The 26846-nt window shown below is 65.2% G+C and carries 30 protein-coding genes and 1 pseudogene; 16 read left to right on the top strand and 15 right to left on the bottom strand.

All coding sequences use genetic code 11. The annotated features are described in order from the left end of the window. Positions 1-235 precede the first annotated feature (235 nt). From BLU18_RS14530 to BLU18_RS06105, 4 genes are all read right to left on the bottom strand, one after another. Positions 236-748: a hypothetical protein gene (locus BLU18_RS14530; protein ID WP_143025235.1), complete on the bottom strand. Its 513-nt coding sequence runs from the start codon at positions 746-748 to the stop codon at positions 236-238. Between the two features lie 305 nt (positions 749-1053). Further along, complete coding sequence (locus BLU18_RS06115) at positions 1054-1983, bottom strand: endonuclease/exonuclease/phosphatase family protein (protein WP_092632980.1); 930 nt, start codon at positions 1981-1983, stop codon at positions 1054-1056. 79 nt (positions 1984-2062) lie between these two features. Then, positions 2063-2620, bottom strand: a complete 558-nt coding sequence (locus BLU18_RS06110; protein ID WP_143025234.1) for a hypothetical protein — start codon at positions 2618-2620, stop codon at positions 2063-2065. A gap of 25 nt (positions 2621-2645) precedes the next feature. Beyond that, positions 2646-3428 carry a DUF8102 family protein gene (locus BLU18_RS06105; RefSeq protein ID WP_092632976.1) on the bottom strand — a complete coding sequence of 261 codons (783 nt, stop codon included), beginning with the start codon at positions 3426-3428 and terminating at the stop codon, positions 2646-2648. A gap of 233 nt (positions 3429-3661) precedes the next feature. Here BLU18_RS06105 and BLU18_RS06100 point away from each other — a divergent pair. Continuing rightward, positions 3662-4450: pseudogene (locus tag BLU18_RS06100) on the top strand (ATPase, T2SS/T4P/T4SS family); the annotation flags it as partial. Between the two features lie 92 nt (positions 4451-4542). Here BLU18_RS06100 and phnE read toward each other — a convergent pair. The 6 genes from phnE to BLU18_RS06070 all read right to left on the bottom strand — a co-directional run bounded on the left by phnE (position 4543) and on the right by BLU18_RS06070 (position 10894). Then, positions 4543-5433: a phosphonate ABC transporter, permease protein PhnE gene (gene phnE / locus BLU18_RS06095; protein WP_092632972.1), complete on the bottom strand. Its 891-nt coding sequence runs from the start codon at positions 5431-5433 to the stop codon at positions 4543-4545. Between the two features lie 50 nt (positions 5434-5483). Next, a complete protein-coding gene (locus tag BLU18_RS06090; protein WP_092632970.1) occupies positions 5484-6191 on the bottom strand; it encodes a phosphonate ABC transporter ATP-binding protein in 708 nt (235 codons plus the stop codon). Between the two features lie 39 nt (positions 6192-6230). After that, complete coding sequence (locus BLU18_RS06085) at positions 6231-7124, bottom strand: phosphate/phosphite/phosphonate ABC transporter substrate-binding protein (RefSeq protein ID WP_092632968.1); 894 nt, start codon at positions 7122-7124, stop codon at positions 6231-6233. 77 nt (positions 7125-7201) lie between these two features. Next, complete coding sequence (locus BLU18_RS06080; protein WP_092632966.1) at positions 7202-8860, bottom strand: DUF3604 domain-containing protein; 1659 nt, start codon at positions 8858-8860, stop codon at positions 7202-7204. A 62-nt stretch (positions 8861-8922) separates the two neighbouring features. Then, positions 8923-9108 carry an HVO_2922 family protein gene (locus BLU18_RS06075; RefSeq protein ID WP_092632964.1) on the bottom strand — a complete coding sequence of 62 codons (186 nt, stop codon included), beginning with the start codon at positions 9106-9108 and terminating at the stop codon, positions 8923-8925. Positions 9109-9148: 40 nt separating this feature from the next. Beyond that, entirely contained in the window at positions 9149-10894 is a 1746-nt protein-coding gene (locus BLU18_RS06070; RefSeq protein ID WP_092632962.1) for a sensor histidine kinase, read from the bottom strand. A gap of 235 nt (positions 10895-11129) precedes the next feature. On the opposite strand from BLU18_RS06070, the gene BLU18_RS06065 reads away from it, so the two are divergent. The 6 genes from BLU18_RS06065 to BLU18_RS06040 are packed head-to-tail and all read left to right on the top strand — an operon-like array spanning position 11130 to position 15800. Next, positions 11130-13058, top strand: a complete 1929-nt coding sequence (locus tag BLU18_RS06065; protein ID WP_394327330.1) for a type II secretion system F family protein — start codon at positions 11130-11132, stop codon at positions 13056-13058. Beyond that, on the top strand, positions 13055-13756 hold the full coding sequence (locus tag BLU18_RS06060) for a DUF7289 family protein (RefSeq protein ID WP_092632958.1): 702 nt from the start codon (positions 13055-13057) through the stop codon (positions 13754-13756). Before BLU18_RS06065 ends, BLU18_RS06060 begins: the two co-directional genes overlap by 4 nt. Then, positions 13753-14187 (top strand): DUF7266 family protein, encoded by a 435-nt coding sequence (locus tag BLU18_RS06055; protein ID WP_092632956.1) that lies wholly within the window; start codon positions 13753-13755, stop codon positions 14185-14187. Before BLU18_RS06060 ends, BLU18_RS06055 begins: the two co-directional genes overlap by 4 nt. Continuing rightward, positions 14184-14855: a DUF7263 family protein gene (locus BLU18_RS06050; protein WP_092632954.1), complete on the top strand. Its 672-nt coding sequence runs from the start codon at positions 14184-14186 to the stop codon at positions 14853-14855. The genes BLU18_RS06055 and BLU18_RS06050 overlap by 4 nt, the downstream gene beginning before the upstream one ends. Then, a complete protein-coding gene (locus BLU18_RS06045) occupies positions 14848-15252 on the top strand; it encodes a DUF7262 family protein (protein ID WP_092632952.1) in 405 nt (134 codons plus the stop codon). Before BLU18_RS06050 ends, BLU18_RS06045 begins: the two co-directional genes overlap by 8 nt. Further along, positions 15249-15800 carry a DUF7261 family protein gene (locus BLU18_RS06040; RefSeq protein ID WP_092632950.1) on the top strand — a complete coding sequence of 184 codons (552 nt, stop codon included), beginning with the start codon at positions 15249-15251 and terminating at the stop codon, positions 15798-15800. Before BLU18_RS06045 ends, BLU18_RS06040 begins: the two co-directional genes overlap by 4 nt. 7 nt (positions 15801-15807) lie before the next feature. On the opposite strand, the gene BLU18_RS06035 is transcribed toward BLU18_RS06040, so the two are convergent. Next, positions 15808-16890 carry a sensor histidine kinase gene (locus BLU18_RS06035; RefSeq protein ID WP_092632948.1) on the bottom strand — a complete coding sequence of 361 codons (1083 nt, stop codon included), beginning with the start codon at positions 16888-16890 and terminating at the stop codon, positions 15808-15810. A 112-nt stretch (positions 16891-17002) separates the two neighbouring features. Here BLU18_RS06035 and BLU18_RS06030 point away from each other — a divergent pair, with 112 nt between their 5' ends. Together BLU18_RS06030 and BLU18_RS06025 are read left to right on the top strand one after the other, a co-directional pair. Beyond that, complete coding sequence (locus BLU18_RS06030) at positions 17003-17554, top strand: DUF1684 domain-containing protein (protein ID WP_092632946.1); 552 nt, start codon at positions 17003-17005, stop codon at positions 17552-17554. Between the two features lie 42 nt (positions 17555-17596). Beyond that, positions 17597-18529, top strand: a complete 933-nt coding sequence (locus tag BLU18_RS06025) for a dienelactone hydrolase family protein (RefSeq protein ID WP_092632944.1) — start codon at positions 17597-17599, stop codon at positions 18527-18529. Here BLU18_RS06025 and BLU18_RS06020 read toward each other — a convergent pair. Then, the gene (locus tag BLU18_RS06020; RefSeq protein ID WP_092632942.1) at positions 18526-19164 is read right to left on the bottom strand and encodes an alpha/beta hydrolase; all 639 of its coding nucleotides are present in this window, start codon (positions 19162-19164) and stop codon (positions 18526-18528) included. The genes BLU18_RS06025 and BLU18_RS06020 overlap by 4 nt on opposite strands. 179 nt (positions 19165-19343) lie before the next feature. On the opposite strand from BLU18_RS06020, the gene BLU18_RS06015 reads away from it, so the two are divergent. Beyond that, positions 19344-19706: a MarR family transcriptional regulator gene (locus BLU18_RS06015; RefSeq protein WP_092632940.1), complete on the top strand. Its 363-nt coding sequence runs from the start codon at positions 19344-19346 to the stop codon at positions 19704-19706. Beyond that, positions 19699-20037 (top strand): hypothetical protein, encoded by a 339-nt coding sequence (locus BLU18_RS06010; protein ID WP_092632938.1) that lies wholly within the window; start codon positions 19699-19701, stop codon positions 20035-20037. The genes BLU18_RS06015 and BLU18_RS06010 overlap by 8 nt, the downstream gene beginning before the upstream one ends. 20 nt (positions 20038-20057) lie before the next feature. Here BLU18_RS06010 and BLU18_RS06005 read toward each other — a convergent pair whose 3' ends face one another. Further along, positions 20058-21695, bottom strand: a complete 1638-nt coding sequence (locus BLU18_RS06005; protein ID WP_092632936.1) for a potassium channel family protein — start codon at positions 21693-21695, stop codon at positions 20058-20060. A gap of 83 nt (positions 21696-21778) precedes the next feature. Here BLU18_RS06005 and BLU18_RS06000 point away from each other — a divergent pair, with 83 nt between their 5' ends. Continuing rightward, positions 21779-22276 (top strand): hypothetical protein, encoded by a 498-nt coding sequence (locus tag BLU18_RS06000; RefSeq protein ID WP_092632934.1) that lies wholly within the window; start codon positions 21779-21781, stop codon positions 22274-22276. Here BLU18_RS06000 and BLU18_RS05995 read toward each other — a convergent pair. Continuing rightward, positions 22268-23326, bottom strand: coding sequence for an isocitrate/isopropylmalate dehydrogenase family protein (locus BLU18_RS05995; RefSeq protein WP_092632932.1), 1059 nt, complete (start codon positions 23324-23326; stop codon positions 22268-22270). The two genes, BLU18_RS06000 and BLU18_RS05995, sit on opposite strands and share 9 nt — an antisense overlap. A gap of 281 nt (positions 23327-23607) precedes the next feature. Further along, positions 23608-24009, bottom strand: a complete 402-nt coding sequence (locus BLU18_RS05990) for an MOSC domain-containing protein (protein ID WP_218124056.1) — start codon at positions 24007-24009, stop codon at positions 23608-23610. A gap of 73 nt (positions 24010-24082) precedes the next feature. Between BLU18_RS05990 and BLU18_RS05985 the strand changes: the two genes are divergently transcribed. The 4 genes from BLU18_RS05985 to BLU18_RS05970 are packed head-to-tail and all read left to right on the top strand — an operon-like array spanning position 24083 to position 26740. Continuing rightward, positions 24083-24349 carry a DUF8101 family protein gene (locus BLU18_RS05985; RefSeq protein WP_092632930.1) on the top strand — a complete coding sequence of 89 codons (267 nt, stop codon included), beginning with the start codon at positions 24083-24085 and terminating at the stop codon, positions 24347-24349. 37 nt (positions 24350-24386) lie between these two features. Continuing rightward, complete coding sequence (locus BLU18_RS05980) at positions 24387-25790, top strand: cryptochrome/photolyase family protein (RefSeq protein WP_092632928.1); 1404 nt, start codon at positions 24387-24389, stop codon at positions 25788-25790. A 44-nt stretch (positions 25791-25834) separates the two neighbouring features. Beyond that, the gene (locus BLU18_RS05975; RefSeq protein ID WP_092632926.1) at positions 25835-26041 is read left to right on the top strand and encodes a DUF8149 family protein; all 207 of its coding nucleotides are present in this window, start codon (positions 25835-25837) and stop codon (positions 26039-26041) included. Positions 26042-26089: 48 nt separating this feature from the next. Further along, entirely contained in the window at positions 26090-26740 is a 651-nt protein-coding gene (locus tag BLU18_RS05970; RefSeq protein WP_092632924.1) for a DsbA family oxidoreductase, read from the top strand. Positions 26741-26846 lie beyond the last annotated feature (106 nt).

Here is a 26846-nt window from a genome sequence, read left to right as displayed (position 1 = left end):
CGACCTGTAGTGTCATCCATAGTTTCATACATCACGCAAGCTGCGTATCAATTGTCGAGATCACTGTTTAGCACTTCCTCGTTGATCTCCTTGATCCTTTGGTCGTTACCCAAATGCTTGAGTCTCCGTACTCAACAGATTTTCTTGCGGGCATTTTCGCCTTAGAAATGGCTTCCTCTGAAGCAGCTATGGACTAACTGAGAAGATACTCGGGACTAATCCGTGATAGGGGTGACTACGTCTCTCCTCCTTTGTCCCACCAATTAACATATAGTAGAAAAACAAGAGTGACCCCAAATATAGCCACTGCACCAACTAAAGAATAAATTAATCGTTGCTTCGGAGAGAAGTACACAAGATTACGAGCAACCCCTTGAAATCCACCTGCGAGAACAAGTGCAATCGTGAGATAAGCTACGCTCTTGTTAATTCGAATCTCGCGCTTTCGGTCTTCTTGTCTTTCTTCTCTCTCTAATTTTCGCTCCTCTCGTTCATTTTGACGTTCCTCTCGCTCTTTCTGGTCAAGAACGACTTTGATGCCTTCAGAAGTGAGCTTGGGTGTTCGGGTAGGCCTCCCTACTAAATCCGCTTGATGTAAATTTCCAAGAATCTGCTTCACTTGTGATTCATCAACACCGTCAATCTTCCCAGCTATATCATCTGATTGCAGGTTTGTGTCGTCATCACCAAAGTGATCTTCATATAATATCTCAAGTATTCGGTGTCCTGCTTCTGCATTACCGGTCATAGTCCGTTCATCACAAGAATAGTATAAGATTCCGGTGGGTGTTTTCAGATTTCACCTGCTAACAGGACTATCATTGGAGCTATTTCGAGACAGAGCTGGCGCGAAATCGGTGTTCTTCGTCCACTGCTGACCTACGGGAATCAATCCCTACTCAACTGAAGACACATCAACGGGTCCCTTCCCCCAACGAGGAAGTATTGAGGAGAAAAGCGAATCCAACCGCGACAACTTCCAGATGTCATTTCTCTGTCCGTGACAGATCTCACTGCTCGGATTGAATACAACGCGCGTGTAGATCTGGCCGATTATACATTGAATTCTGCGATGAGGGGAGCGTGATCACTATATTTGAATCCCGCATGATCGTAGTAGCAGTCTTGGGGATCGAGATCTTCGGAGGCAATCATATGGTCGAATCTCTTGCCTTTAACCTCGACTGGATCGACTAATTCCGGCTGTTCGGTTTGCGTGGCATGACTCACATCCAGAATATCGATTTCCCCGTAGCCGTGTTGTGATCGGAAGATGTCGACCATTCCCTTCTCCTCAAGCCCAACGAGAATATTCAGTTCCGCTTCCTCCCATCGTTGAGCAAGCTCATCTTTCTGGTCATGCCGCCAAGGAATAGTCGTCCCATCTGCCAACTCCTCCTTTGGAGAATTGAAATCTCCCGCTAAAATGCAGGGTGATTCAGGCCTCTTCATAATCCGGTTGTACGTATTCTCAAGAATCTTGATCTTCTCTTCACCGTGCATACTGCCAGGGACTGCACGCACATTCCATAGTTCGATCTCACTCCCATTCTGAGTAACCGTGGCATTGAGAATTTTTTCAGGGAAATTGGTATCCCAGTCCTTCAGATCAGCGTTCTTCCATGGCCCGTACCGAATACTCGGACTCAACCGGGTCAGTTCGGACGCATCGCTCAACTCATGCAACGCGATAAGATTGCCATTCACGTGGTTGTAATCTTGGTGTGGCGGTACCGTACTTTCCCGTAGTTCAGCGGCCCACTCCAAAGTATCAACAATATCTGTATACCCAACTTCGAACAGGTACTCCCGCCAACAGTCCCGTTGAATCGTCGTCACCTCATTCAGCATCACCACATCAGGGAGATTCACCTCTTTCTCAAGAAACTCGATTTGGTTCTTGATTCGTTCTATACTCCCATTCGGCGGCACCGCCCCCTGTACATTCCACGACAGTACTCGTAACCCAGAATCGCTGACCATATGTACAGCGCTCAACAATCCCAAATAAGACTATCCTGTAAAGGAGTATACCGATACCCGAGAATTCCTATAGGACGGATTAATCGAAACGCTTGCTGATCCGCAGCACTTCGTCCTCAAGAGTTGGCAGTTCCCGAACGTCATCAGGTCGATACTCCTCCATGAACTCGATGTGCTCGTCTTTGAGCCAGTTGAGCACCTTCCACATCTGCATCACGACTTCATCGCGCTTCTCCTCGCCTACCTCGACGTGGATGTCTCTCATACTCCTGTTGCCTGAATTTGCTTCCGAGTAGCTGGTCTCCGGATCGTACTCGGATAACCGCTCGAGCGCTTCCTCTAGAAGCTCCTCTGAAAACGCATGCTCACGTTGCTTTTGCTCATCACTCTCATCCGGATAATTTACGTAATAGCGAATCATGCCCGGAATATTTCCAGCGATTACGCGCACACGACCCTCATCGAGGTCCTCCACCATGACCGTAGAATTTTTCGTGTTCAAGGTCGCGTTTTCCTGGTACACGGGGAACAGGTACACCTCGTCTGCCTCCTCGCGTTTTCTAAACGAAATGCTCGGGGAGCTCGCCATCAGCGACCCCTCATCTCTGCCTCGGTGGTCGTTGACAAACTGTGCCACTCACTTGGTCGAGTCTTGGGTCGAATCATCCGTTGTCTCTAGTTTGTATGGCTGACTGGTCGACACTGTCCTCCGGCGAATCGTAGGAGACATCAGTGACAATCGGCAGTGGTTGGCGAACAATCGGACTCTCGACGACCGGAGTTCGCTCTTTTTCAACGGCATCCGCTGCGATATCTGATTCCTGTCCGAACAGGTCAATCGCTGCTAACGCCTCTGGATCCACTGATGGGTCCACGAGACCCTTCTCGAAGAGATGGTAGAGGAAAGTTGCCTCACGGTGAGCCTCCTGACGCAGGGCAGCTTCCCGTGACGGTTCAAGATCATCCTCCTCGACGCGGTCCCGAATCTCAGCGATGCGGTTGTTCTTATCCCGCATCGCCGCCAACAACAGATCCCCCTCAGGTGCGGGTTCGGTGTCGAGTTGCACGTCCGCGTGGGCTAGCTTCCCAGCGGCGAACGCGGCCTGTTCGATTGCATCTGCGATGCGGTCTGGGTGCAGATCCTCGTTGGTCCACAACCCAAGTCGAAGAAATGCAATTGCATAGTGGGCGGACGACCGAAGCTTCTGGTGGGCCTGTTGGTCATCGGGGGCGAACAGCAGATGGAGGTCCCGCTCGGGGAGACACGTCCAGAGCAGTTCGAAGTCCGCGAGGCTCTCTTGGATGCGGTCTCTGATACGCTGGCGGGCGTTGCGTTCTGCGCTATCCGAGAGATCTTTTTCGCCGCGGAGATACTGTCTGTCATCGGGTGTTAGGATCCCTCGGGGTCGTTCGTCCAGTTGTGAGTCGGTTGGTTGGTCGCTCATCGCCCGACAAACTCTCGTGTCAGGAGTAACATAAATGAAATCCATTTATATGAAATCGTCACCGGAAACAGATGACGAGATCAGTTAGATATCCGAAAATCCGGGTTTAATAGGTTACTCACACCCTATACTCGGTGAATCCGCACAATTATGTTGGATTTTTGTGATTCAAAGAGCTAGCCCTGCCCAGGCCAGTGATTCTCGACCCAGTAGCGGCTACTAGTAGTTCTTGAATGTGGAACGCCCACATGCCCTTCGTCCCCTACGACGACCGCCCCGTCTCCATCGACGAAGGGAGCCGCGAGGTCCAGCTCCCCCACGAGACGGGCATCTCGCTGACGACGCGAGACCACGAGAACGAGTACAAGCGCGTGTCGATGGCGCGACTGATGACCGAGACCAACTACCTGAACCCCGATATCGAGGTCATCGCCGAAATCAACACGCCCGCCTCCTTCGAGACGTTCGGCGAGACGCTCAACACCGGCCACGGCGTCATCGGCACCACACACGCGGAGGGCGTCGAAACGCTCGTCAACCGCGTCATCGAACAGGGCCTCGCGCCGTATCTCCTGCGCGAAATCGACCTCGTCGTCTTCCCGCATCACGTCGAGGGTGACCGATACGTGGCCGAAGCCGTCGAACTCCTCAGCGAGGCGGAGTACGACGCCCTCGACGGCGGCGGGACGCTCCCCTCGGGCGCCATCGAGAAGGGCGGGCGCACCCTCTACTGGAACGTCGTCGCCCGCCGCGACACCGAGGGCGCGTTCAGTTTGGACTACGCGCACCCGCATCTCGACGACGACCACCGCGCCCTCGGCTTCCGCCTCTTCCATCGCCTCGCCGACGCGACCGACCGCGATGTCGAGGACGTAGAGGACGAATTCCACCGCAAGCACCGCTACGTTCAGTATCTGGTGCGAGAGGGTATCGCTGATTTCGACGACCTGTTCGGGTTCGTCTCCGACCTCCGCACCGACGAGGCGGCGACGGTCGAACGCGCTCGGAGCGAGACGCGGTAATCCGTAAAACGCCGACCGATGCGTCGGTTCTATCCCGAAAGGGAGGGAAAGTAGTGGGGGACTCGTTTGGATTCGTCTCTCGTTTGTACGTCTCACTCACGCCACGTGCGTCGCGTCGTATCGACGTAGTCACGGAGCCGCGTCGCGGTGAACTCGACGGCGACGACGAGACAGAGAATCGCGACGATTGCGGCCATCACGCGACTGTAGTTGCGTGCGCGAAACGCCATGATGAGCGGGTAGCCGATCCCGCCCGCGCCGACGATTCCAAGGACCGTACTCTTCCGTGCGTTGAGTTCGAGGTAGAAGAGCGTCCACGCGATGTACGCGGTCGACACTTGGGGGAGCCGTGCTGCGCTCGTCGCGGTCAGCGTGGCTGCCCCGGCGGACTGCACGGCCTCGACGGGTCTTGGGTCGATTTCCTCCATCTCGTCGGCAAACAGCCGTCCGAGATCACCGATGGTTCCGACGGTGATCGCCAGCACACCGGCGACCGGGCCGAGACCGGCGAGCACGACGAAGAGGAGTGCATAGACCATACTCGGGACGGCACGCACGCCCCCCAGTAGGAGGCGGGTTGGTTCGTGGACCCACCTCGGGGTGACGTTCCCGGCCGCGAGAAGTCCGAACAGGAACGCGAGTGGGAGGCCAAACGCCGTGCCGACACCGGCAATTGCGAGCGTTTCGACAGCGGCCAAGACGAGCATCGGGCCATCGCCGCGAAGCTGGTTCCAGAGTTCGCCGGGGGCAAGCATCTCGTCAAGCAAGATACTCGCGAAGTTCTCCCGGTGTGCGTAGAGATAGGTGGGATTAACCCCGAGCTGGTCAGCCGCCACGACGACGGCAACGATGACGACGAGAAGCCCGACAACGCGATTGAGGTAGCGGCGCCGCCACGCATGCTGGAGATGTGCGAACTCCTCGTCAGGGTCTATATCCGGGTCTATCTCCGCTTCTTGGTTCGGGGAGATATCGTCGGTCATCGTGTCTCTTGGTGTGGTGGGCGAGTTCGTGCGAGCGGTGTGCCAGCGGACTACTCGTAGACCATCGCAATGTCGTCGTCTGAGACGTCGGTAGCGGACGTGTCGAGGGTAATCTGACCGTCAGTCAGGCCGAGATATCGGTCAGCGATGTCCGACGCGAGCGTCGGCTGGTGGAGGCTGATGAGGCCGACCAGATCATGCTCGCGGATGGCATCGGCGAGTAGCGCCAAGATGTCGCGAGCAGTCGCCGGGTCGAGTGAGGCGACCGGTTCGTCGGCTAGGAGGACGACCGGCCGTTGGTGGAGTGCGCGAGCGACACCGACGCGCTGTCGTTCGCCGCCGGAGAGTGTCCGGACGCGCCGGTCGGCCATCCCAGCGAGGCCAACATCGTGGAGACGCGTCACGGCGGCGCGTTTCTCTGCTGGTGCGTGCCAGCCGAAGAGTTCCCGCCATCGTGACTCTCGGGCGAGCCCGCCGTCGAGCGTGTTCTCGAGTGCCGTCTTCCGCCCCGTGAGTGCCCCGCCCTGAAAGACGAGTGCGACATCCGGTGGTGCCAACGGTGTCCCGTCGTACTGGACGGTCCCCTCGTCGGGTGTCTCGAGGCCGTTCACGCACCGAAGTAGTGTCGTCTTGCCAGCGCCTGAGCGCCCGACCAAGACGGTCACCTCTCCCGGGACGAGGTCGACGCTGACACTATCGAGGGCGACTGTCTGACCGTATCGCTTCGTGAGCGCGTCGACGGTGAGAGTCGGTGTCATCGGTTCGGGACGGTGGCTGGGGGTCGTGTGCGAACGGCGTCAGTTCTCGTCGAGATCGCCGATGTCGACGCCCATCTCCTCGACGACATCGCGGACGGGGTCGTACGTGCTGTCGTCGACACGGCCGAACTTGTCGATGCGGTGGTCTTCGAGACGTTCCGATGGAATCTCGAGTAGCCGCTCGGTGATCGCTGTCCGGACGTCTTCGGGTGTGTCCGGCCGCGCAACGATAGGGTCGAAGGGAATTGGGTCGCTTTCGGCGAGTTTCACGATAGTATCGCTGTTGTCAGGATGCTGGAAGTCGCCGTACGCCGCGGCGTCCACGTGGCCTTCCTGAAGCGCTCGCAGCGATGCGTCGTGTCCGAACGCCCACTCGATGTCGAAATCCGCTGGTTCGGTGTCCAGATCGCCGACGTCGAGTCCCGCCTGCGAGAGCAGATACCGTGGGAACATCCCGCCGCTGGTACTGAGTGGGTCGACCATGGCGACGGTCTTGCCAGCGATATCGTCGAGTGACTCGATTTCCGTATCGGCACGCGTCGCGATATATGACCGGTAGAAATCACGCCCGTGCGACCAGTTGAGGACGAGTGGGTTGATGCCGTCTGAGGCCGCAAGGACGTACGTGACTGGCGAAAGGTTCGCGAGTTCGGTGTGCCCGTTCACGACGCTTTCGACGACTGCACTGTAGCTCGTCGTCGTGACGCCCGTGACCGAATCGACATCCTCGAACCCGGATTCGAGCCAATCGAACGTCGGTCGGTAGCTCTCCAAGAGATCTTCGGCGTTCTCGAAGGGGGGAAGTCCGAACTCGATTTCGGCCTCGGCCCACGACCCCACGGGACCCCTGTCAGTCGTCGATGTTCCGAGGCAACCAGCCGCACCGGCGAGTGTGAGACCGCTGAGACTACTGAGATATGTACGCCGTCGCATTATCTACTGGTTGTATTACTCAGAAATAACACCCACGCTTCCGAACTAGCTAAGTGATATCGACCGACAGCGCGGTATTACTTCGCCACGACCCACAGCGGTCCGACCCACGCCATCCCGGGATGCCGGTCGGCGCTCGCCTGCGTCACCCTGAGCGTGTACACGTCGCCGTCGGTGCCGCGCGTCTCGTCCCACTTCATCCCCGTAATCGGGTCCTCGTCCGTCCACTCGTCGGCCACGGTGTAGGTGTCGAGGGCCGCGTCCGGGTCGCTCGTCCCCTCGACGGTCCGCCAGACTGCGTTGTTCTTCACCACTTCGACGGTTTCGATGGGGGCCGTCCCCGCCACGTCGACGCTGACGGTCCGCGGTGATGTCGGCTCGTCGACGGCGACCTCGTCCTCTTGGTCGGCCACGTCGACGCCGTTCACCCGGAAGTCGACGAGGATGCGGTGGGGTTGGGTCGTCGCGTACACCGACCGCGACCGGAGCGCCGTGAAAATCGCCTCGCGCGTGAGTTCCGGCGCCCGGAAGGCGGTGAGGCCGCCCGGATAGCTTCGCTCGTCCCACACGCGCCAGATGTTCCCCCAGCCGAGGCCGGCGTCACGCCACTCGCCCAGTGCGGGGAAGTGCGGGTCGGTGTGGATGGTCGAGTGACCGGGGTTCGGCCCGTGGAAGTCCGCGCCGCCCAGCATTCCGACGCGGTAGCCCAACTCGTGGGCGTCCTGCACGTAGTGACCTGGCTCGTCGATTTCGCCCTGTCCCATCGCCAGCGGGAACTGGTTGCCCTCGCGGCCCGGGCGCTCGCTCGACCCCCACTGGGAGTACACCTCCACCAGGGGCGCCAGGTCGTCGTCGTAGTCGACGCTCGCGAAGTCGAAGGGGTACATCGCCTCCGCGGGGTGGTGGGGAATCGTCACCACTCGCGAGTCGTGGGCGTCGTCCCACTCGCGCAGACGCGCCCACAGGTCTTCGTAGGTGCGCGACTCCTCCCAGAGCGAGTCGATGAGCGTCGCGTCCGCTTCGTCCTCGAAGTAGACGTTGACGTGACCGCCCATGTTCGGCTGTTTCGTCCACTCGTAGGCCGGGAGCGTGACGAACTCGCCTTCGTCGTCGAACGACGCCGCCAGGTCACACAACGCTTCGAAGTACCCGTCGTGCATCCGGCGGCGCTGCCACCCCGGCGGGATGAAAAAGCCCATCGTGTCGTGGTCGGTGTACGCGACGACGTCGAGGTCCATCACGTCGCGCCCGAAGCGATACCCCGCCTCGGCGTGGCCCGACCCGTCGGAGAGCGTCGAATGCAGGTGGATATCGCCCCAGTAGGTCCGGGTGTCGTGTTCGGGGGCGACGCGAATCGGATTCGAGACGAAGCGCTCGCCGTCGACGATCAGGGTCAGGTAGTGTGTCCCCGGCGTGTCGAACTGCACCGTCTCGCGGACGACGCCGCCGTCCGCGTCCGCGAACGCCACACGCTCTGGATGGGTCGCGTCGGGGTCCGTCGCCGCCAGCGTCGCCGTCCCCGTGAACGACCCGTGGAGCCGTTCGCACTGGTCCCACGCCTGCACCGTGAGCTGGCACGACTCGCCCGGTGTTGCCGTCGACGGCACGATTGCGTGCAGGCAGTCGAATCGCTGGCGCCGATTGGCGAGTATCGTCGACGGTGCGGGGGCGCTCCGTGCGAACACCTTCAGCGTCTCGACGGCCTTGACGAGCGGGCCCAGCGCGGCGGCGTTCATACAGAATGAGGGCGGGCGTCGCGCATAGGGATTGTGGCGCGCCACGTCGCCACGGGGGCTGGTTAGTGTTCCTCGACGTCCGCGTCGGGGGCGATGCGCTTGACGCACTCGATGCCCCGCTTTGCCCCCTGTTTGGACACGTATCCCTCGGCGCTGTCGGCGACGATGTTGCCGTTCGCGGCGACGAGCCGCCAGCGCCACTCCGACCCTCTGTCCTCGTACAACTCGAAGACCGGTTGAGCCGCCATACTCGGCGTTCGGCCGAGACTGGTTTACGTGTTCCGTCGACTATTGCTCCGGCACCGTGCCGTCGGTCGTGAACTCGAAGCGCGCCCCGCCCTCGGCGCTCTCGGTCACAGCGACGCGCCAGCCGTGCGCGTCCGCGATGGTCCGCACGATGTTGAGGCCGAACCCCGTCCCCGATGTCACGGTGGTGTAGCCCGTCTCGAACACGTGTTCCCGCTCCGATTCGGGGATACCTCGCCCGTCGTCCGCCACGTAGAATCCGTCCGACAGCGACCCGACGGTGATGGTGATAGGCGACGCGTCGTCGTCACTGGGTCCGTGCTCCACGCTATCATCGGACTTTGTCCGATTATCTGTCGAACCATGTTCGACACTATCGCCGGACTCCGTCCGGCTATCCGTGGAGCCATGCTCCACGCTATCATCGGCGCGTTCCGCGCGCCGATTATTTGTCGAACCATGTTCGACACTATTCCGAAACAGATTCTCGAACAGTTGGACGAGGCGACTCTCGTCGGCGCGCACCGTCCCGAGCTCCCCGTCGAACTCGAGCTGGGCGTCGCCCGCGTCTGTCGTCGACCACGCGTCTTCTACGACTCGCCGCAGGTCGACTGGCTCCACGTCGCTCACCGTCCGTCCCGACCGGGCGAGCGTCAGCAGGTCGTCGATCAGGTCGTCCATTCGGTCGAGCGCATCGTCCGCGCGATCCAGATGCTGGTCGTCACCCGTCTTCCGTGCCAGGTCGACGTTGCCCTGCGCGACGTTCAGCGGGTTTCGCAAGTCGTGGGAGACGACGCTCGCGAACTCGTCGAGCCGTTGGTTCTGTCGGGCGAGCTCCTGTTCGCGCCGAGTGAGGCGCTCCCGCGCCGTTATCGCGTCGATTGCGTGCCCGATGCTCTCTCCGAGGTCGCTGAGTACCTCCTGCTCTCGGTCGTCGAAGACGTTCGCCCGGTTGGCGTAGATGCTCAGAAAGCCGTGGACGCAGTCCATGCCGAGGAGGGGGACGACCGCCATCGATTCGACGCCGGCCTCCTCTAACGCGTCCCACCACGGCTCCAGACGCGGTTCCGAGCGCACGTCGTGGATGGCCTGAATCTCCCGCGTTCGAATCGCCCGCCCACCCGGTCCCTGTCCGTTCGGGTCGTCGGGGTCGACGGTCACCGTCAGCGACTCGATGTACTCGTCATCGTGGCCGGACCACGCCGACGGGCGCACGATTTGGTCGGTGGCGGTGTAGCGCCCGATCCACGCACTGTCGTAGATGTCCGATTCCGTCAGTCGCTCGCAGACGGCCGTTTCGAGTTCGTCGCGGTCGCTGGCGTCGACCACCTCGCGGGTCGCGATGCGGAGCGTGTCGTTGATGCGCGTCAACTGCTCGGCACGCACCTGCTGGCCGGCACTCCGGGCGTCGTAGACGCCGACGACGAGGCCGACGAGTGTGCCCATCGTGGCCGCTTCGACCACGAGGTTCAGGCCACGCGGGATGAGCTCGCCCCGTATCGCCACGCTGAGGAAGAGCCAGCCGATGGCGCCGCTCAACGCCAGCACGCCCACGCCGCTCCAAGCGAGGACGCGCCCGGCGAACTGCGGCGGGACGAGGCGTTCCTGTCGAATCAGCACGCCGCCGCCGACCACGACCAGCGACAGGATAAGCGGCAGGACGACTTCCACGAGCACCAGCGCTGGCCGCGCTCGCAGCCGCACGGCAGATTCCATATGCACGGCCGCGAGACAGAGACCGGCAACGGCGATGACGGTCCCCACGACTCGCGCCGACAGCCGTTCCATCGTCCAAACGGTTTCGGCGTACGGCCATATATACCCTTGCCGATGCCGGTGTGAGCGCAATTGGCCTCGCTCTCTGTACGGATTCGACACTGCATGCACCGGCCGTCGAGCGTACTGCTCACGCCACGACCGAAATCAGTTCTGAGAACGCCCGTCGAACGTTTATATGCGATGGGGAGACACCTCGCCTCATGCACCGACGCCGAGGGGTTTGGCACCGTCACGGGAGGCCCTCGTGACGACGGACAGTCACGAGACTGACGCGGCGCGCAGTGACGCCGTCTCGTCGCCGACCCCTGCCTACGCCTCCTCGCTCGACCGCGTGCTGTACGCACTCTTCGCCCGCCACGCCGACGACAGCCGACACGTCCGCGACCGGAAGCGATACCGGGGGACCGACCTCCGACTCAGTTTCGACGTGTATCTCGCTCGCGTCTACGGCCTGTCGTGGCTCGTCACATTCGCCGTCGCACTCCCCGCCGTCGCCGTCGCCGTGACGCTCGCTGATTCCGCGCCTGCGGTCGCACGACTCGTCGGCCTGCCGGCAATTTTCACGCGCTTCGGCGTCCCCGTCCCGCCCGCGGCGGCCCTGTTCGTCGCTGCCGGACTCGTCCTCGCTGGCGTCGCGAAGGCGGTGACGGTCCGTCTCGGCGGACGGTATCTCCGCTGGGTGGCGAACGCTCGACGGACCGATATCGAGCGAACGCTCCCCAGCGCAGTCCGCTATCTGCACGTCTTGTCGTCGGGGAGTCAGAGCAACCGCGCGATGCTTCGGAAAGTCGCCGATACCGACCCGTACGGCGAGACGGCGGTGTCGATTCGGAAGGTGTTGAACACCGCGGCCCTCACCGGCAGCCTCCACGAGGGGCTTCGCCGTATCGCCCGCGATACGCCCTCTCGTGACTTGCTCGCACCTTTCCTGCTGAAGTTCAGCGAACACGCCCAGCAGGGTGAGGCGGAACTCGCGAACTACCTCGAGATGGAGAGTCGGATGCTCGCTCACCAGCAGGACCGCGCCCGCCAGCGCGCCGCCGGCCTCCTCGAACTCCTCTCGGAGATATTCATGGTGTTGCTCGTGTTGCCGACGCTGCTCGTCATCGTGTTGACGGTCCTCGCCATCATCGCGCCCTCGCTCTCGTCGCCGGTCACGACGCCGTTCGGGACGACCACCTCACGAGCACTCATCGTCTACACGAGCGCGCTGTTCGTCCTCGGTCTGGGCGTCGGCGCGAGCATCGTCGTCAGCGGCCTCCGCCCACCGGGACAGACCGTCACGTACGACCGGCCCGAGACTGGCGTGGCGACGCTCGCCTCGGCGACGATAAACCCCGCGAGCGCCGCCGTCGTCGCCCTCGGCCCGGCGTTGCTCGCCGTCGCGGCGCTCTACGCCGTCGGCTATCCGCCCGCGGACATCGCGCTCCTCGGCTACGCCGCCTACGCCCTCCCAGTCGGTCTGGTCGGCGTCCGTCGTGCCCGCCTCGACGACGCCAAAGACCGCGAAATCAAGGACTTCGTCCACGCCGTCTCGGGGCACGTGAATCTGGGTCGTCCCTTCCCACAAGCGGTGGAAATCGTCGCTCGCGACGTCGACTTCGGCCCGCTCGACCCGGACGTGGCCGACCTCGCCCTCAACCTCGGCTTCACGTCGCCCGAGACGGGGCTTGACGAGAACGCCCGGACCGCCGCGCTCGAACGCTTCGTCGAGACGGTCGGCACGCCACTGGCCGAACAGACCGTCGGACTGGTGACGGGCGCGCTCGACTCCGGCAGCGACGCCGGCACCGTCTTCGACACGCTCCAGACCGAGATCGGGCGTCTCTACCACGAGAAACGACAGCTTCGAGCCAATCTACTCGCCTACGTCGCCGTCGGCTGGACGACGGCGCTGCTCGTCGTTGGCATCGCCGCCGCGGTCGGCATCCACGTCTTCGACGGGTTCGAACAGCTTGCGACCGTCCGCGGCACCACCGGCCACGTCATCGAAGCGTCGGCTATCGACATCGAACGCGACCGCTACCGGCTCTACGTGGTCACGCAAGCGACCATGCTGGCCTCGGGGTGGTTCGCCGGCACCGCGAGCCGCGGGCGCTACGAGGCGCTCTTGCACTCTGGCGCCCTCGTCGTCGTCTGTCACGTCGTCTTCGCCGGGGTGGGGATGATATGACCGCTCGGGCGCAGTCGTCCATCGTCGGCGTGGCCGTCTTGCTCGCGGTGGCCGTCGTGAGCATCGCGGCGCTCACCGTCGCCGTCGGCTCCGTCATCGACGAGGGTGCGAGCGAAGCGGCGTCGCAGGACGTCGCGGCGTCGATTGACGACGCCTTCGACACCGAGCGGAGCGGTCCCCACACCGCCCGCCTCCCACTCTACGACGGTCGCCTCCGGACCGTCGAGCGCTCGGTTCGAATCCTCGACGGGCCAAGCGTCGCCTTCGAGTACGCCGCCGACGGCCTCGTGTTCACCGCCGCCGACCGCGAGGTCCGGTATCTCTCCGGGGCGACGATTCGCAGTACCGGCGGGAACGCCGCCTTCTACACGCCGCCGCCAATCACGACGCGGAACCGGTCGCTCTTCCTGAACGTCGCCACTCTCGACACCACTTCGGTCGCCGTCGACGGCGCGACGGCGGTGACGCTGCGGACGAACGTCACTCACGACCGTCGAGAGTTGAGAGGTAGTGGCACCGCAATCGCTATCGAGACGCGAACCCCCGCGGTCTGGGAGCGGTGGTTCGAGAGCACGGACGCCACGACCACCCGCCGCGACATCGACGACGACGGCGTTCCGAGCGTCGTCGCGCGATTCCCCAACGTTCGCTCGACGTACGTGTTCGTCCACGACCTGCACCTGGAGGTGGGACGGTGACCGACCGCGGATTCGTGCCTGTCGTCGGAAAGACGCTGGAAGCCGCTCTCGTCTTGCTGTACGTCTCCTCGCTCGTGACCGTCCTCCACGGCGGCGTCCTGCCGGAGTACCGGACGACGGCCGCGGCGGAAGTGAGCGACCGCACCCTGGTTACGACCGCCGAGCGAATCGAGGCGACGGTCCCGACGCCGGGGACCACCGTCACCGTGACACGCCCCGTCTCGATTCCCGACACCATCGACCGCGCGACGTATCGCCTCCGCGCCGTGGACGGGACGCTCGTTCTCGACCACCCCGAGTCGAGACTCTCGGGGCGGATTCCGCTCTCGCTCCCGGCGAACGTCACCGTCACCGGGACGTGGCGGAGCGACGACCGGACGGTCGTCCGGGTGCGTGGTCGCCCCGACCGAATCCGGGTGATTCTCGCGTGAGAGCGCAGACCAACCTGTTCGCCCTCGTCGTCGCCTTGCTCCTCCTCACGGGCGTGACGGTAATCGGCGTCAGCGTCGCGGACGCGGCACTCACCGACGCCACGGGCGACCCGCGCGACCGGCACGCGGCGACGGCCGTCGCCGACCGCCTCGTCGCCGCCGACGCCCCCGTGACGGTTCGGGCGAACGCACTCGACTCCGAGGCGGTCGACACGCTCGACGCGAGTCTGGTCGAGACGTTGGCACCGCCCGCCGCAGACGCTGACTTCCGAATCACGCTCGACGGTGCCCCTGTTGTCGAGCGTGGGTCGCCGGACAACGGCGTCACGGTCCGCCGTTCCGTGGTCGTCGTCAATCGGTCCGCTCGGAGCCGAGCGGCCGTCGACGTGGCTCGCGAGTCGACGGTGAGCGTCCCGCAGGGCGTCGGGCGGGTGGCCGTCTCCGTCGACCCCGGTTCGAACGGGACGATTACCACCGTCCGGGCGAACGACCGCGTCGTCCTCCACGACGACACGGGTCTCGACACGAACGCGACCGTCCACCTCTCGCGGTACGCGTCGACGCCGCTCCGAGTCGAGGCGACCGAGAACGCCACGGGGCGAGTCACCGTGACGTATCGCCGCCAGACGAACGAGCCACGAGTGCTCCGGGTGACCGTCGATGTCTAGGGGACAGCTCTCGCTGTCGCTGGTCGAGGCGGCCGTCGGCGTGGTTCTCGTCCTCGGTGTCACCGCCGGCTTTGCCCTCGGCACGGCCGCGCCCACGTCGGCGACGCCCCGACTCGACGCGCTGGCTCACGACACGACGACGGTCCTCGGGTCGGACCCGGTCGACGACGGACAGCGCGCGCGACTGGTCGCGCTCGCCCGTTCCGAGAGTTCGTTCACTCGGGTGCAGGTATCCGCTCGCGAGCGCATCCGTGCGCTGTTGCCGGTGGACGTGCTCTTTCGGGTGCAGACGCCGGTCGGGTCGTTCGGTGCGCCGCGCCCCCCGACGGCCACCGTCGGCTCCGCGACGGCATCGACACGATACGGGTCGGTCACCGTCTGGGTGTGGTACGGATGACGCGCCGTCGCGGCCAACTCGTCTTGCTCGCGGCGGCCGTCGTCGTCACCGCGCTGGTGCCGATGTTGCTCGCGTACGCCCAAGTCGGCGCCAGCGACGCCGTGGTCGACCCTACCGCCGACGAACGTGCGGCGCTCGAAGACACCCGCCGGACGCTCGAACGCTCTGTCAGTGAGACGACGCTCGCTCTCGCGAACCGCTCCGGCCCGGACGCACACGGTACCGTCGCGACCCGAGCCGGCACCCGATTCGAGCAGACGGCCGCGACGCTCCGCGAGAGCGGCACCGAGCGCGGGGTCGCGGTCAGCGTCGAGCGCAACGCCACTGCCGCCCGAGAGTGGGCCAGCGACGCCTGTCCGCGCGGCCCGGCACGGACGTTCGGGACCTGCGTCGCCACCGATGGCGTCGTCACGCAGACGCGCGCGAACACGACGGCCTTCGTCGCTGTCGCTGTCGACGTCTCGATTCGCGGTCCGGACGCCACCGCCTCCGCGACGTTCGTCGTCCGCGGCGTTCGTGGTACCGTCGCCGACCCGAACTCACCGTGACCTCCACTCACGGCGCCTCGCCCGCCGACACCGCACTCGCCGCGGGAAGCATCACCGTGACGACGGCGCCCTCGCGCTCGGCGTTCGCGATGCTGACCGTGCCGTCGTAGGCGTCGACGATCCAGCGCACCAGCCAGAGGCCGACGCCGTCGCTGTGTTGGAGTGCCGTCTCCGTCGCCCCGTTGTGGACGGCCAGTTCCGCGTCGCCGAAGCCCGGGCCGTAATCCCTGACGCGGAGGGTCACGTCGTCGCGTCGCCCGGTCGCGTCGCGGACGGTCACCTCGATGTTCGGGTCGGGACGCTCGTTCGCACAGCCGTGGTCGACGGCGTTGCGGAGTAGGTTGTCGACGACGGGTGAGAGCAGTTCGTTCGCTCGGACGTACGTCTCGGGGTCGACGTCCGTGTCGACGGTCACGTCGTCGGTGCGCCGGACTTCCGCGGCGCGGTCCCGGACGAGCGACGTGAGGTCTATCGGCTCCGTCTGCGTCATGGATTCGAGGTCGTCGAGGTGGTTCGCGGCCTCGCTCAGCCGTTCGATGTGGGCGAGTTGGTCGCGAATCACGTCGCCCGAGGACAGCGGCGTCTGCCCGCCGTCGGCCGCGAGGTCGAGGTGGCCACGAATCAGGTTGAGGCTGGTGCGGATGTCGTGTCTGAACAGCCGCAAGAAGACGGTATTGCGCTGGTTGAGCGTGCGTGTCCGCTCGTGTTCGGCGCGGAGTTCGAGGATAGAGCCGACGAGCACGCCCACGATGCCGCCGGCCGCGATGTCGACCATGACGACGGTTCGCCACTCGATGGCGCGGAACCACTCGGGCGCGAGCGCGACGACCAGAATCACAAGCAAGGTCGGGAGGCCGAGGCCGAGTGTCGACCACCCGGCGACGCGCCAGACGCGCTCGTCGTCAAGCGTGCTCCGCGCGAGGCCGACGCCCGTCGCGAGGAAACTCCCGGCGACCATGATTCCGATGCTGACCCCGAGAATCGACCGGGAGTTCCCGTTCGGCGCGACGAGGCCGGTGCTGAAGAGACCACAGAGCACGACGCCGACTGCGACGAGGTAGCCAACCCCCAAGTCCCCCTTCGACACCATTCACCCGCACCCTCGATAACCCATCATATAAGCGACGCGATTCGTTTATCACGCGTGATTCTTCCGTCCGTCGACCGTCGGACTAAAACCCGGCCCGCGCCTACCGGCGGTAATGACTGACGCGCCGCCGGAGTACGCCGAGCGACTTCGTGAGAACCGCGCCGAGAAAGACCGGATGTTCGCCGAGCGTCGCGGGTCGCCCATCCCGCCCGAGGAGCGCGACGACTTCGAGGGCCTCGATTACTTCGACCCGGACCTGGACTACCGCGTCACGGCGACGGTGTCCGTCCACGACGACCCCGACCCGGTCGAGATGGAGACCAGCGACGGGCGGACAGTGCGCTATCTCTACGTCGTCACCTTCGAGTTCGACCTCCGCGACGACACCCACACGCTCGCGGGCTACCGACAACGGGAGTCTGACGACGATGTCTTCGTCCCCTTCCGCGACAAGACAACGGGTCAGCAGACCTACCGCGGCGGGCGCTACATGGAACTCACGCCGGACCGTGACCTCACCGACGGCGACGAGGTGGTGCTTGATTTCAACCTCGCGTACACCCCCTTCTGTGCGTTCAGCGACGCCTTTTCCTGCCCGCTCCCGCCCGAAGAGAACTGGCTGGAAATCGTCGTCCCGGCGGGCGAGCGCGACCCCGACTGGTAAGCGGCGGAACCGTTTTGGCGACCCGTTCCTTTCGGAAGACGAATGGCTTCGTCACGACTCTGCACCGTCCTCGTCGCCGGGTTGGTCCTCCTGAGCGGATGTTCGGGGGGCCTCGCTGGCGACACGTCGACGGCGACTGAGGCACCGACCGCGACTGCGACATCCGAACCGACCACCGCTTCGTACACCCAGACACCCCATACCGGCTGTCAGCCGGGGGCCATCCGGCAGAACGGCACCTGCCAGCCCGTCGCCTCGGGGAGCAACGCCAATATCTTCGACGCGGAGAACCTCTCCGCAGTCACCACGGAACGGACGACGATCAACGGTACGTCCGGCTATCTCGTCCGCCCGGCTGACAACGGCACCTACCCCTCGGTCGTCATGATTCACGAGTGGTGGGGGCTGAACGAGAACGTCGAGCACATGGCGGAGATTCTCGCCGGTCACGGCTACGTCGTCTTCGCCGTCGACCTCTACGACGGCGAGGTGGCGACCAATTCCTCCGAGGCGGCCAGTCTGTCGGGACAGGTGCGCGAGAACCCCGACGTGGCGGTGTCGAAGATGAGTCGCGCCGTCGACGGCCTACGTGACCGGTCCGATACCACCGACAAGGTGGCCAGCCTCGGCTGGTGTTTCGGCGGCGGCCAGAGCCTCCAGCTGAGCCTCAGCGACGCCGACCTGAACGCCACCGTCATCTACTACGGGACGCTCACGACGAACGAGTCGACGCTTCGCCGCATCGACGACCCCGTCCTCGGCATCTTCGGGTCCGAGGACCAGGTCGTGGGCATCGAGAACGTCCGCGAGTTCGACCGCACGCTCGACGACGTGGGCGCCGAACACGAGGTGTACGTCTACGAGGGTGCGAGCCACGCCTTCGCCAACCCGAGCGGTGAGAGTTTCCGCCCGAACGCGACGCGAGACGCGTGGGGGAAGACGCTGCGCTTCCTCGACGAAAACCTGAAAGACTAGTCGAGTAGCGCCGCGACCATCTCCGCGACGTGTTGCTGTTCGTCCGCGTTGATGGTGTGACCCATCCCTTCGTAGAGCCGTTCGGTCACGTCGGCGTGCAACTGCTCGAGCACCTGCGTCGTCTCGTGGACGCGTTCGGCGGGGATATGTGGGTCCACATCGCTACACCCGACGAAGACGGGCGTGTCCTCGAGGTCACCGTCGTAGTCGTCGGGGTCGATGCGTTCGCCGATGAGGCCGCCGCTCAGCGCCGCGAGACCCCCGTAGCGGTCGGGGTTGCGGGCGACGAATTCGCTGGCGAGACACGCGCCCTGCGAGAAGCCGAGGAGCATGACTCGCTCTTTGGGAATCCCGGCGTCGCCCGCCGTCTCGATGGCGTCCGCGACGGCCTGTAACCCCGACGAGCGCCCGGGTTCGTTCGTCTCGACGGGCGCCGTGAACGGGTTGGGGTACCACGTGTTTCGCTGGGCCTGCGGGGCGAGGTAGGCGACGCCCTCGCGGTGGAACCCTTGGGCCATCTGGACGATGCTCCGGGCCGTCGCGCCCCGGCCGTGGACGAGGACGACGGCCGCCGTCGCCTCGTCGAGCGACGTGCCGGCCGTCACGAGCGGTTGGTCTTGGTGTGGCCCCGTCATCGCTGTGCCTCCACGACGGGTGCGAGCGCTTCGGTCCGTGCCGCGCGACGGCTATCTGTCGTCATGACCCGTCGTAGGCGGGCGACGAGTATAGGCGTTCGCCGACGTGCGCGCCACCCGGTGACATCGGCGGCACCTGCCCCCAAACGGCTTAGTACATCCAATACATTGTGATACATATGCCAATCGACGCCGAGCGGTTCGAGGCCCTCGACGACGATGACGGCGCTACGTCGCCGGGGACGAACGCACACGAACTCCTCTCTTTTCTCGAATCCAACCCCGACCAGGCGTTCACCCAGAGCGAACTCGCCGCGGCGACGAGTGTGACGAAAGGCTCTCTCGGGCCGACGCTCGTTCGGTTGCGGGACGCAGGCCACGTCGAACACCGGGGGAACTACTGGCGCATCAGCGACCACGCCCGAAGTGTGACGGCGGCGACGAACCATGCGAGCGACGTCGCTGCGAGTTACGAAGACGAACCGCCAGCCTACGACGAGTGGCAAGCACACGCGGTCGACCCCCGAGAGACCCGTGAGTGACCGGTACCAGAAGGGGGACGTCTTCTGGGCGCCCGACCCGTTCAAAGACGGCTCGAACCCTCGCCTCTGGTTGGTCCTCGCTGCCGAGCAACTTCCGTTTCCGGGCGAAGAGTATCTCTGTGCCGCGCTCACGACGAGCGACCTGCCCGCAAATCACCGCATCGGTGACGACTGGGTCGCCGGCCGCAATCCCGACACGCAGTCGTACTGTTCGCCCTGGGTCATCGGGACGATCAAACATCGCGAAATCGCGGACCCACAAGGGACTGTCACGATGGCGTTCACCGACCGCATGATCGAGCGGTGCGAACGGTTCCTTCGCGGCGGGTAGTCGCCCCCGGCGTCATCGGCTCAGATACCGAACGCCTGTTCGAAACGCGTCGTCGCCTCGTCGGTGCCGGCGACGATGACCTCGTCGTCGACCTCGAAGACGAGTGTCTCCGGGTCGAAGTCGACGACCGTCTCGCCCTCCCTGACGACGGCGACGACGGTACACCCCGTCTCCGTTCGCACGCGTTCGTCGACGATGGTGCTCCCGGCCAGGTCGCCGACGGGGAGGCGGACGACGCTCACCTGCTCGCCGTATGCGAGCACCTCCTCGTCCTCGAACACGGTGGAGGCGAGCATCCGCCCGCTGACGGTCGCCAGCGACTGGACGTAGTCGCCGCCCGCGCGGTAGAGTTTCTGGACGTCCGCCTCCTCGTTGGCCCGGACGGCGACGTAGAGGTTGGGGTTCAACTCGCGGGCGATGAGCGTCGCGAAGATAGCGGTCGTGTCGTCGCCGACGGCGACGATCAGGCCCGACGCACTCGGCACGCCGGCTTCCTCCAGCGTCTCCGGGTCGCGCGCGTCGCCCACCACGTCGACCGCATCGCCCGCCGTCTGGTCGAGGACGGTCAACTCGGTGCCGGTCGACGAGAGTGCGTCCGCGGCGGCCTGCCCGGAGTCGCCGTAGCCCGCGACGACGACGCGCTGGGGGCCGAATCGGCGGACGGTCGACGCCGTCGCCTGCTTGAGCGTCTCGACCTGTGCCGACTCGCCGGCGACGAGGAGGCGCGTCCGCCCCGCCAACTCGTCGTCGTCGGCGATGGGCGTCCGGAAGTCGCCGTCGACCCACGCCCCGATGACGTTCACGCCGAAGCGCTCGTGCAGGTCGGCCTCGCCGAAGGTCTGGCCGTGGAGGTCGCTGTCCGACGCGACGGTGAGTTCGACGAGTTCGAAGTGGTCGCCGACTTCGACGCCGGCGTCGACGTCGGTCGTGACCGTCGTCGGCACCTGCTTGGCCAGACTCTCGCCCAGCAGGTGGCGGGGCGAGAGCACGTCCGTCGCGCCCGCGGCCCGGTGATAGCGGGCGAGCGACGCGTCCTCGACGAGCGTGATGATTCGCACGTCGGGGTCGGCGTCGCGGGCGGCGAGGGCGATGCTGGCGTTCGTGTCGTCGTCCGCGTCGGCGACGACGGCGATGGCCGACTCCAAGCCCGCCGCCCGCAGGTCGTCGGTCGATTCGGGGTCGCCGTGGACGACGCGATACCCCTCCTCGTGTAACTCGCCCGCTCGCTCGTCGTCCGCTTCGAGGAGGACGTACTCACGCTCTCGGGCGTCGAGTTCGCCCACGAACGCGTCCGTCCGCGGCGTGTGTTCGCAGATGATGACGTGGTCGGTGGCGTCGGGCATCGACTCGGGCGCCGACGGCGAGAGCGCCCCCCGAAGCCACGGCACCGCGAACACGTCGACAGCGGTGAGGATGAGGCCGATGCCCGTGAGCTGCATCGCGATGGCGAGGACGTTCATCTGCGGGGTTCGCCACGGCGCGTCCGTGCCGTAACCCGTCGTCGTGAAACTCTGCACGACGACTTCGAGCGACCGATACAGCGGTTGGGGGCGCCCCTCCCAGACCGCCATCCCCGTGTTGTACACGAGGGTAAAGAGCAGCGTCGTCGCGACCACCAGCCCGAGATAGTAGACAGGGCGCCGAGTACGAAGCGGCATGGTCGGGCGTTCGCCGCCCCGGTAGTTATACCGTTTCCCCGTCGCGCGTGGGATTCTTTACCTGCCCGCCCCACCACCGACCGATGCTCTATCGCCTCCGCGCAACTGGTCCGGTCGTTCTCGTCCCCCTCGCGTGGGGCGTCGTCGCCGCTGCCCATCGCTCACTCGTCACCGAGCGAACGCTCCTCGTCGCCCACTTGGTCATGTTCGCGCTCCTCGTCGCGTTCGCAGCGCTCTCGCGGGCCGACATGACCGCCGGCGCTCTCCGCGTCTGGTGGCTGCTCATCGTCGCCGGACTGGTCCCCACCGCCGCCGGCGCCGTGGGCCTCCTTACCGATTTCCGCCCGCTCCTGTGGGTCGCGCTCCTCGGCTGGGCCGCCCTCCCTGCCATCGGGTTGTGGGACACGGGCCAGCGCGGCGCTTCGCCCGCCGTCGGCTACCTCGCGAGTGGTGCCCTCTCCGCGCTCGGCGCCGTCGCGTGCGCCCTCGGGGTGGTCCTCGGCACGCCCGCGATACTCGCCGGTCTCGTCGCCGTCGGGGTTGGACAGACCGCCGGTATCGCCGCCGCCGTCCTACACTAAGCGGTCGTGCAGGTCGTCGGTCACGTCCGTGGTCGGCGCGCTCCCGCCGATGTCGGCCGTGTGCGGCGCGTCGTCGTCGGCCAACTGCGCGGCCACGCCGTCCCACAGCGCCTCGGCCACCGCGTCCTCCTCCAGATGCTCGAACATGAGCGACCCGGAGAGCACCATGCCCAGCGGGTTGGCGATACCCTCGCCCATGATGTCGAAGGCGCTGCCGTGGACGGGTTCGAACATCGAGGGGTAGGTGCCGTCGGGGTTGATGTTCGTCGACGGTGCGAGGCCGAGCGACCCCGAGATGCCGCCGCCGATGTCGGTGAGGATGTCGCCGAAGAGGTTGGAGGCGACGACCACGTCGAACTCGTCGGGGCGGCGCACCATGTCCATGCTCGCGGCGTCGACGAGGAGGCGTTCGACCTCTACGTCGGGGTAGTCCTCGCTCACCTCCGCGACCATGTCGTCCCAGAAGACCATGCTGTGGGCCTGCGCGTTCGATTTCGTGACGTTCGTCAGTTTGCCGCTTCGCTCGCTCGCCGCCTCGAAGGCGGGTCGGAGAAGGCTCTCCGTCCCCTCGCGGGTAAACACCGACGCCTGCACCGCCACCTCGTTGGCGAAGCCCTCGTGTTCTCGGCCGCCCACGTCCGCGTACTCGCCCTCCGTGTTCTGCCGGTAGACGACGAAGTCGATGTCGCCGCCCTCGTAGTCGCGCAGGGGACTCTGGACGCCATCGAAGAGGTAAGTCGGGCGCTTGCAGACGTGCTGGTTGAAGCCCTTCGTGATGGGGAGACGGAGGCCGCGGAGCGTGACATGGTCCGGGACTTCGGGGTGGCCGACGGCGCCGAGGAGGATGGCGTCGAAGTCCTCCAACTGGTCCAGTCCGTCGTCGGGCATCAGCGCACCCTCGTCCAGATAGCGCTGGCTCCCCCAGTCGAACCACGTCGTCTCGACGCCAACACCGTGGGCGTCCGCCACGTCGATGAGCAGGGGTTCGACCGCCTCGACGACTTCGTTCCCGATTCCGTCGCCCGGAATGACTGCGATGTCGTAGGACATGGGGCGTGGGTGTCGGGGTGCGGTGATAAAGGGTGTGGGCTTCGGTGAGTCGTGAGTGACTGCCGAGGCAGGCTTCCTCGACTCACCGAATCTCCGCCGCCGAGGAGACAGTCGCCGTCGCCTACGAGGAGTACGCCGAAACTCTCCGGGGGATGGGCGTCGACCCCGCGCCCGTCTGTTAGTCCTCCGAGCGCAAGCGGGCGACGATGTCGTCGGTGCGGTCGGTCGAGCCGAGGTCGACGACCTCTGCCCCGACGGCGATTTCGCCGGGGTCGATGACTTCAGCACAGATGCCGCCCCGCCCGTCGCCGAGAGCGCGCGACTCCCTCCTGTTCGGCGAGTTCTTCGACGTGCGAACACGGCGGGCGGGGTCGCGTCCCCGTCAGCGTCGCGTCGCCGACGCGGAATCGGTGGTCGAGCAGGTCGTGGAGGTCGACGCCCTCGGTGACGAGGTTGCGTCGATGCTGGCCGGCGTCGAGCGACAGGCCGAGTGCGTCGTCGATTTCGGCGATGGCCTCGCTCGCTATCAGCGTCACCTCACACACGTCGTAGGGGGTGTAGTGGCCCCGACCCTCGCAGTAGCGGTCGCCGCGAAGCCCGCCCTCGACGGCCTCGACGCGCTCGACCGACTGCATCGGCTCCGAGCCCGCGTCGGCGACGAAGATGTCCGTGACTCGTGACATACCGTCGGTTCGGCCGCGGCGCGGATATACGCTCTGCCGACGCCGTCTTGTGGCTGGCGTCGAACGATAGTCCATGGAGCAAGACCTCTCCGGCGACGTGGTGGACGTCCTCGGCCAACTGTTCGACGCGGGGGCGACGGCGCTCGACGCCCGCGACGCCGACACCGCTCGCCAGGTGCTCACGAGCGCCGAGACGGTGGCGACGAACAAGCTCCCCCACGGCGAATTTCGGACGGCGGTCCTGGCGGACTGCGAGCGGACGTTGACGCTCCTCGACGCCGAGGAATTCGACGATGCCGCGGCGAAGTCTGCCGATATCGCCCACCGGTTCGAGGACTGAGTCCAGCTTTTATGCCGATTTGGCTCCACGGCCTCCCATGCGCCTGCACTGGCACCGGACGGACCTGCGCCCGTCGGACAACCTCGCCTTGGTCTCTCCCGACGCGGACTCGATTCTCCCGGTGTACGTCTTCGACCCGCGGATTCTCGACCACGCCGCCCCCCCGCGGGTCGCGTTCGTCCTCGACAGCCTCGCCGCCCTCCGAGAGTGGTATCGCACCCGCGAGAGCGACCTGATAATCCTCCGGGGCGAGGCGCCGACCGAACTCGCTCGTCTCGCCGAGGCCACCGACGCCGACGCGGTGTCGTGGGCGCAGGCCTACTCCGGACTCGGGCGACGGCGCGACGACCGGGTGCGTGACCGCCTCGCCGACGCCGGCATCGAGACCCACACCGTCCACGACCACCTCCTCCACGAACCGGGGTCGATAACGACGAACGACGGCGACCCCTACGCCGTCTACAGTTACTTCTGGAAGAAGTGGCGGGACCGCGAGAAGGCGTCGTCGGTGGCGGCGCCGGGCGCCGACCGCCTCGCCGACGCCCCCGAGGAGACGGCCATCCCCACCCTCGCCGACCTTGGCTTCGACGACCCCGAGGCGACGATTCCGGCGGGCGGATATATGGAAGCTCGCCACTGTCTCAACGACTTCTGTGGGGACGACATCTACCGCTACGAGGACGCTCGCGACGCGCCGGCGACGGATGCCACCTCGCGGCTCTCGCCCCACCTCACACACGGCACGGTGGGGATTCGGACCGTCCACGACCGGGTGGTGCGCGCCCGCGAGGAAGCACCGGACGACGCGGCCCGCGAGGCCGTCGAGACGTTTCGCGGCGAACTGGCGTGGCGGGAGTTCTACCACCACGTCCTCTACTTCAACCCCGAGGTGGTCACGGAGAACTACCGCGGCTACGAACACGACATCGAGTGGCGCGACGACCCCGAGGCGTTGCAGGCGTGGAAAGAGGGGAAGACGGGCTACCCAATCGTCGACGCGGGGATGCGACAGTTGCGCCGCGAGGCGTACATGCACAACCGCGTGCGGATGATCGTCGCCTCCTTCCTGACCAAGGACCTTCTCCTCGACTGGCGCGAGGGGTACGACTGGTTCCGGCGGAAACTGGTCGACCACAACCCCGCGAACGACAACGGTGGCTGGCAGTGGGCAGCGTCGACGGGCACCGACTCTCAACCCTACTTCCGCATCTTCAACCCGATGACGCAGGGCGAACGCCACGACCCCGACGCCGACTACATCCGCGAGTACGTCCCCGAACTCGGGGGTGTCGACGCCGACGTGATTCATGGGTGGCACGAACTCTCGGACGCGGAGCGTCGTGACGCCGCCCCCGACTATCCGGCGCCCATCGTCGACCACGGCGAGCGTCGCGAAGCGGCGCTCACGATGTTCGAACGGGCCCGCGGCGAGGCGGACTAACGACCCGTCGTCTTTTTGTGCTGGCGCGTGAGCGTCTGTCACCGATGACGAACGACGACCCCACGGTGCCCATCGTCTGTTCCGCCTGCGAGACGACGACGCGGGTACCGCTCCCCGACGTGGCCGAGGCAGTGGAGCGACACAACGAGAACGTCCACGACGGCGAGGAGATAGCGATGGTCGACCCCGACCTCGCCGACAGCCTCGCCGACCTCGTCGCCGAGGACATGGGGCTTCTCGACGAGGAGTGACCAGTCCCGAGTCGCGTCCCTTTAGCGGCTCGACCGCCAACTGGGTACATGAGCGACTCAGACCCCATCACGATTTACTCCGACTACGTCTGCCCGTTCTGCTATCTCGGCCGGAAATCCCTCGCCGAGTATCAGGCGGAGCGCGAGGACACTCTCGAAATCGACTGGCGGCCCTTCGACCTCCGGTCGGGGAAGCGCAACCCCGACGGCACCATCGACCACTCGGCCGACGACGGAAAAGACGACGACTACTACGCGCAGGCTCGCGAGAACGTCGAGCGACTCCAGGAACAGTACGATGCCGACATGGCCCAGACCATCGCGACGGACGTCGACTCCCGTCCCGCACAGGCCGTCTCCTTTCACCTGAAGGAGACCGAACCCTACGAGACGTGGCTGGCCTTCGACGAGGCGGTCTTCGAGGCGCTCTGGACCGACGGGCGCGACATCGGCGACGCCGCGGTCCTTCGGGACTGCGCCGAGGCGGCCGACGTCGACCCCGCCGTCGTCGTCGCCGTCCTCGGCGAGACCGAGTCGACGGATATCGACAGCGACGCCCACTTCGCGGACCTCGACGACCGCTTCGAGGCGGCCCAGCGACAGGGCATCACCGGCGTCCCGACGTTCGTCTACGGCGGTCACGCGGCCCGCGGCGCCGTCCCTCCGGCCCAGCTTCGACGACTCGTCGAAGGCGCCTGAACGCGGTTTTCGGACGCGGGCCACGACTGCGAACACCACGTCGCCGGATTCGACGACTGATAATCGGGCCGGTTGACTGATAAGCCGTCGGGTCAATGCCCGACCG

The organism is Haloplanus vescus (assembly GCF_900107665.1).
GTDB lineage: Archaea > Halobacteriota > Halobacteria > Halobacteriales > Haloferacaceae > Haloplanus > Haloplanus vescus.
The sequence above is the reverse complement of the archived record's forward strand: the minus strand, read 5'-3'. Positions and strand labels throughout refer to the sequence as shown.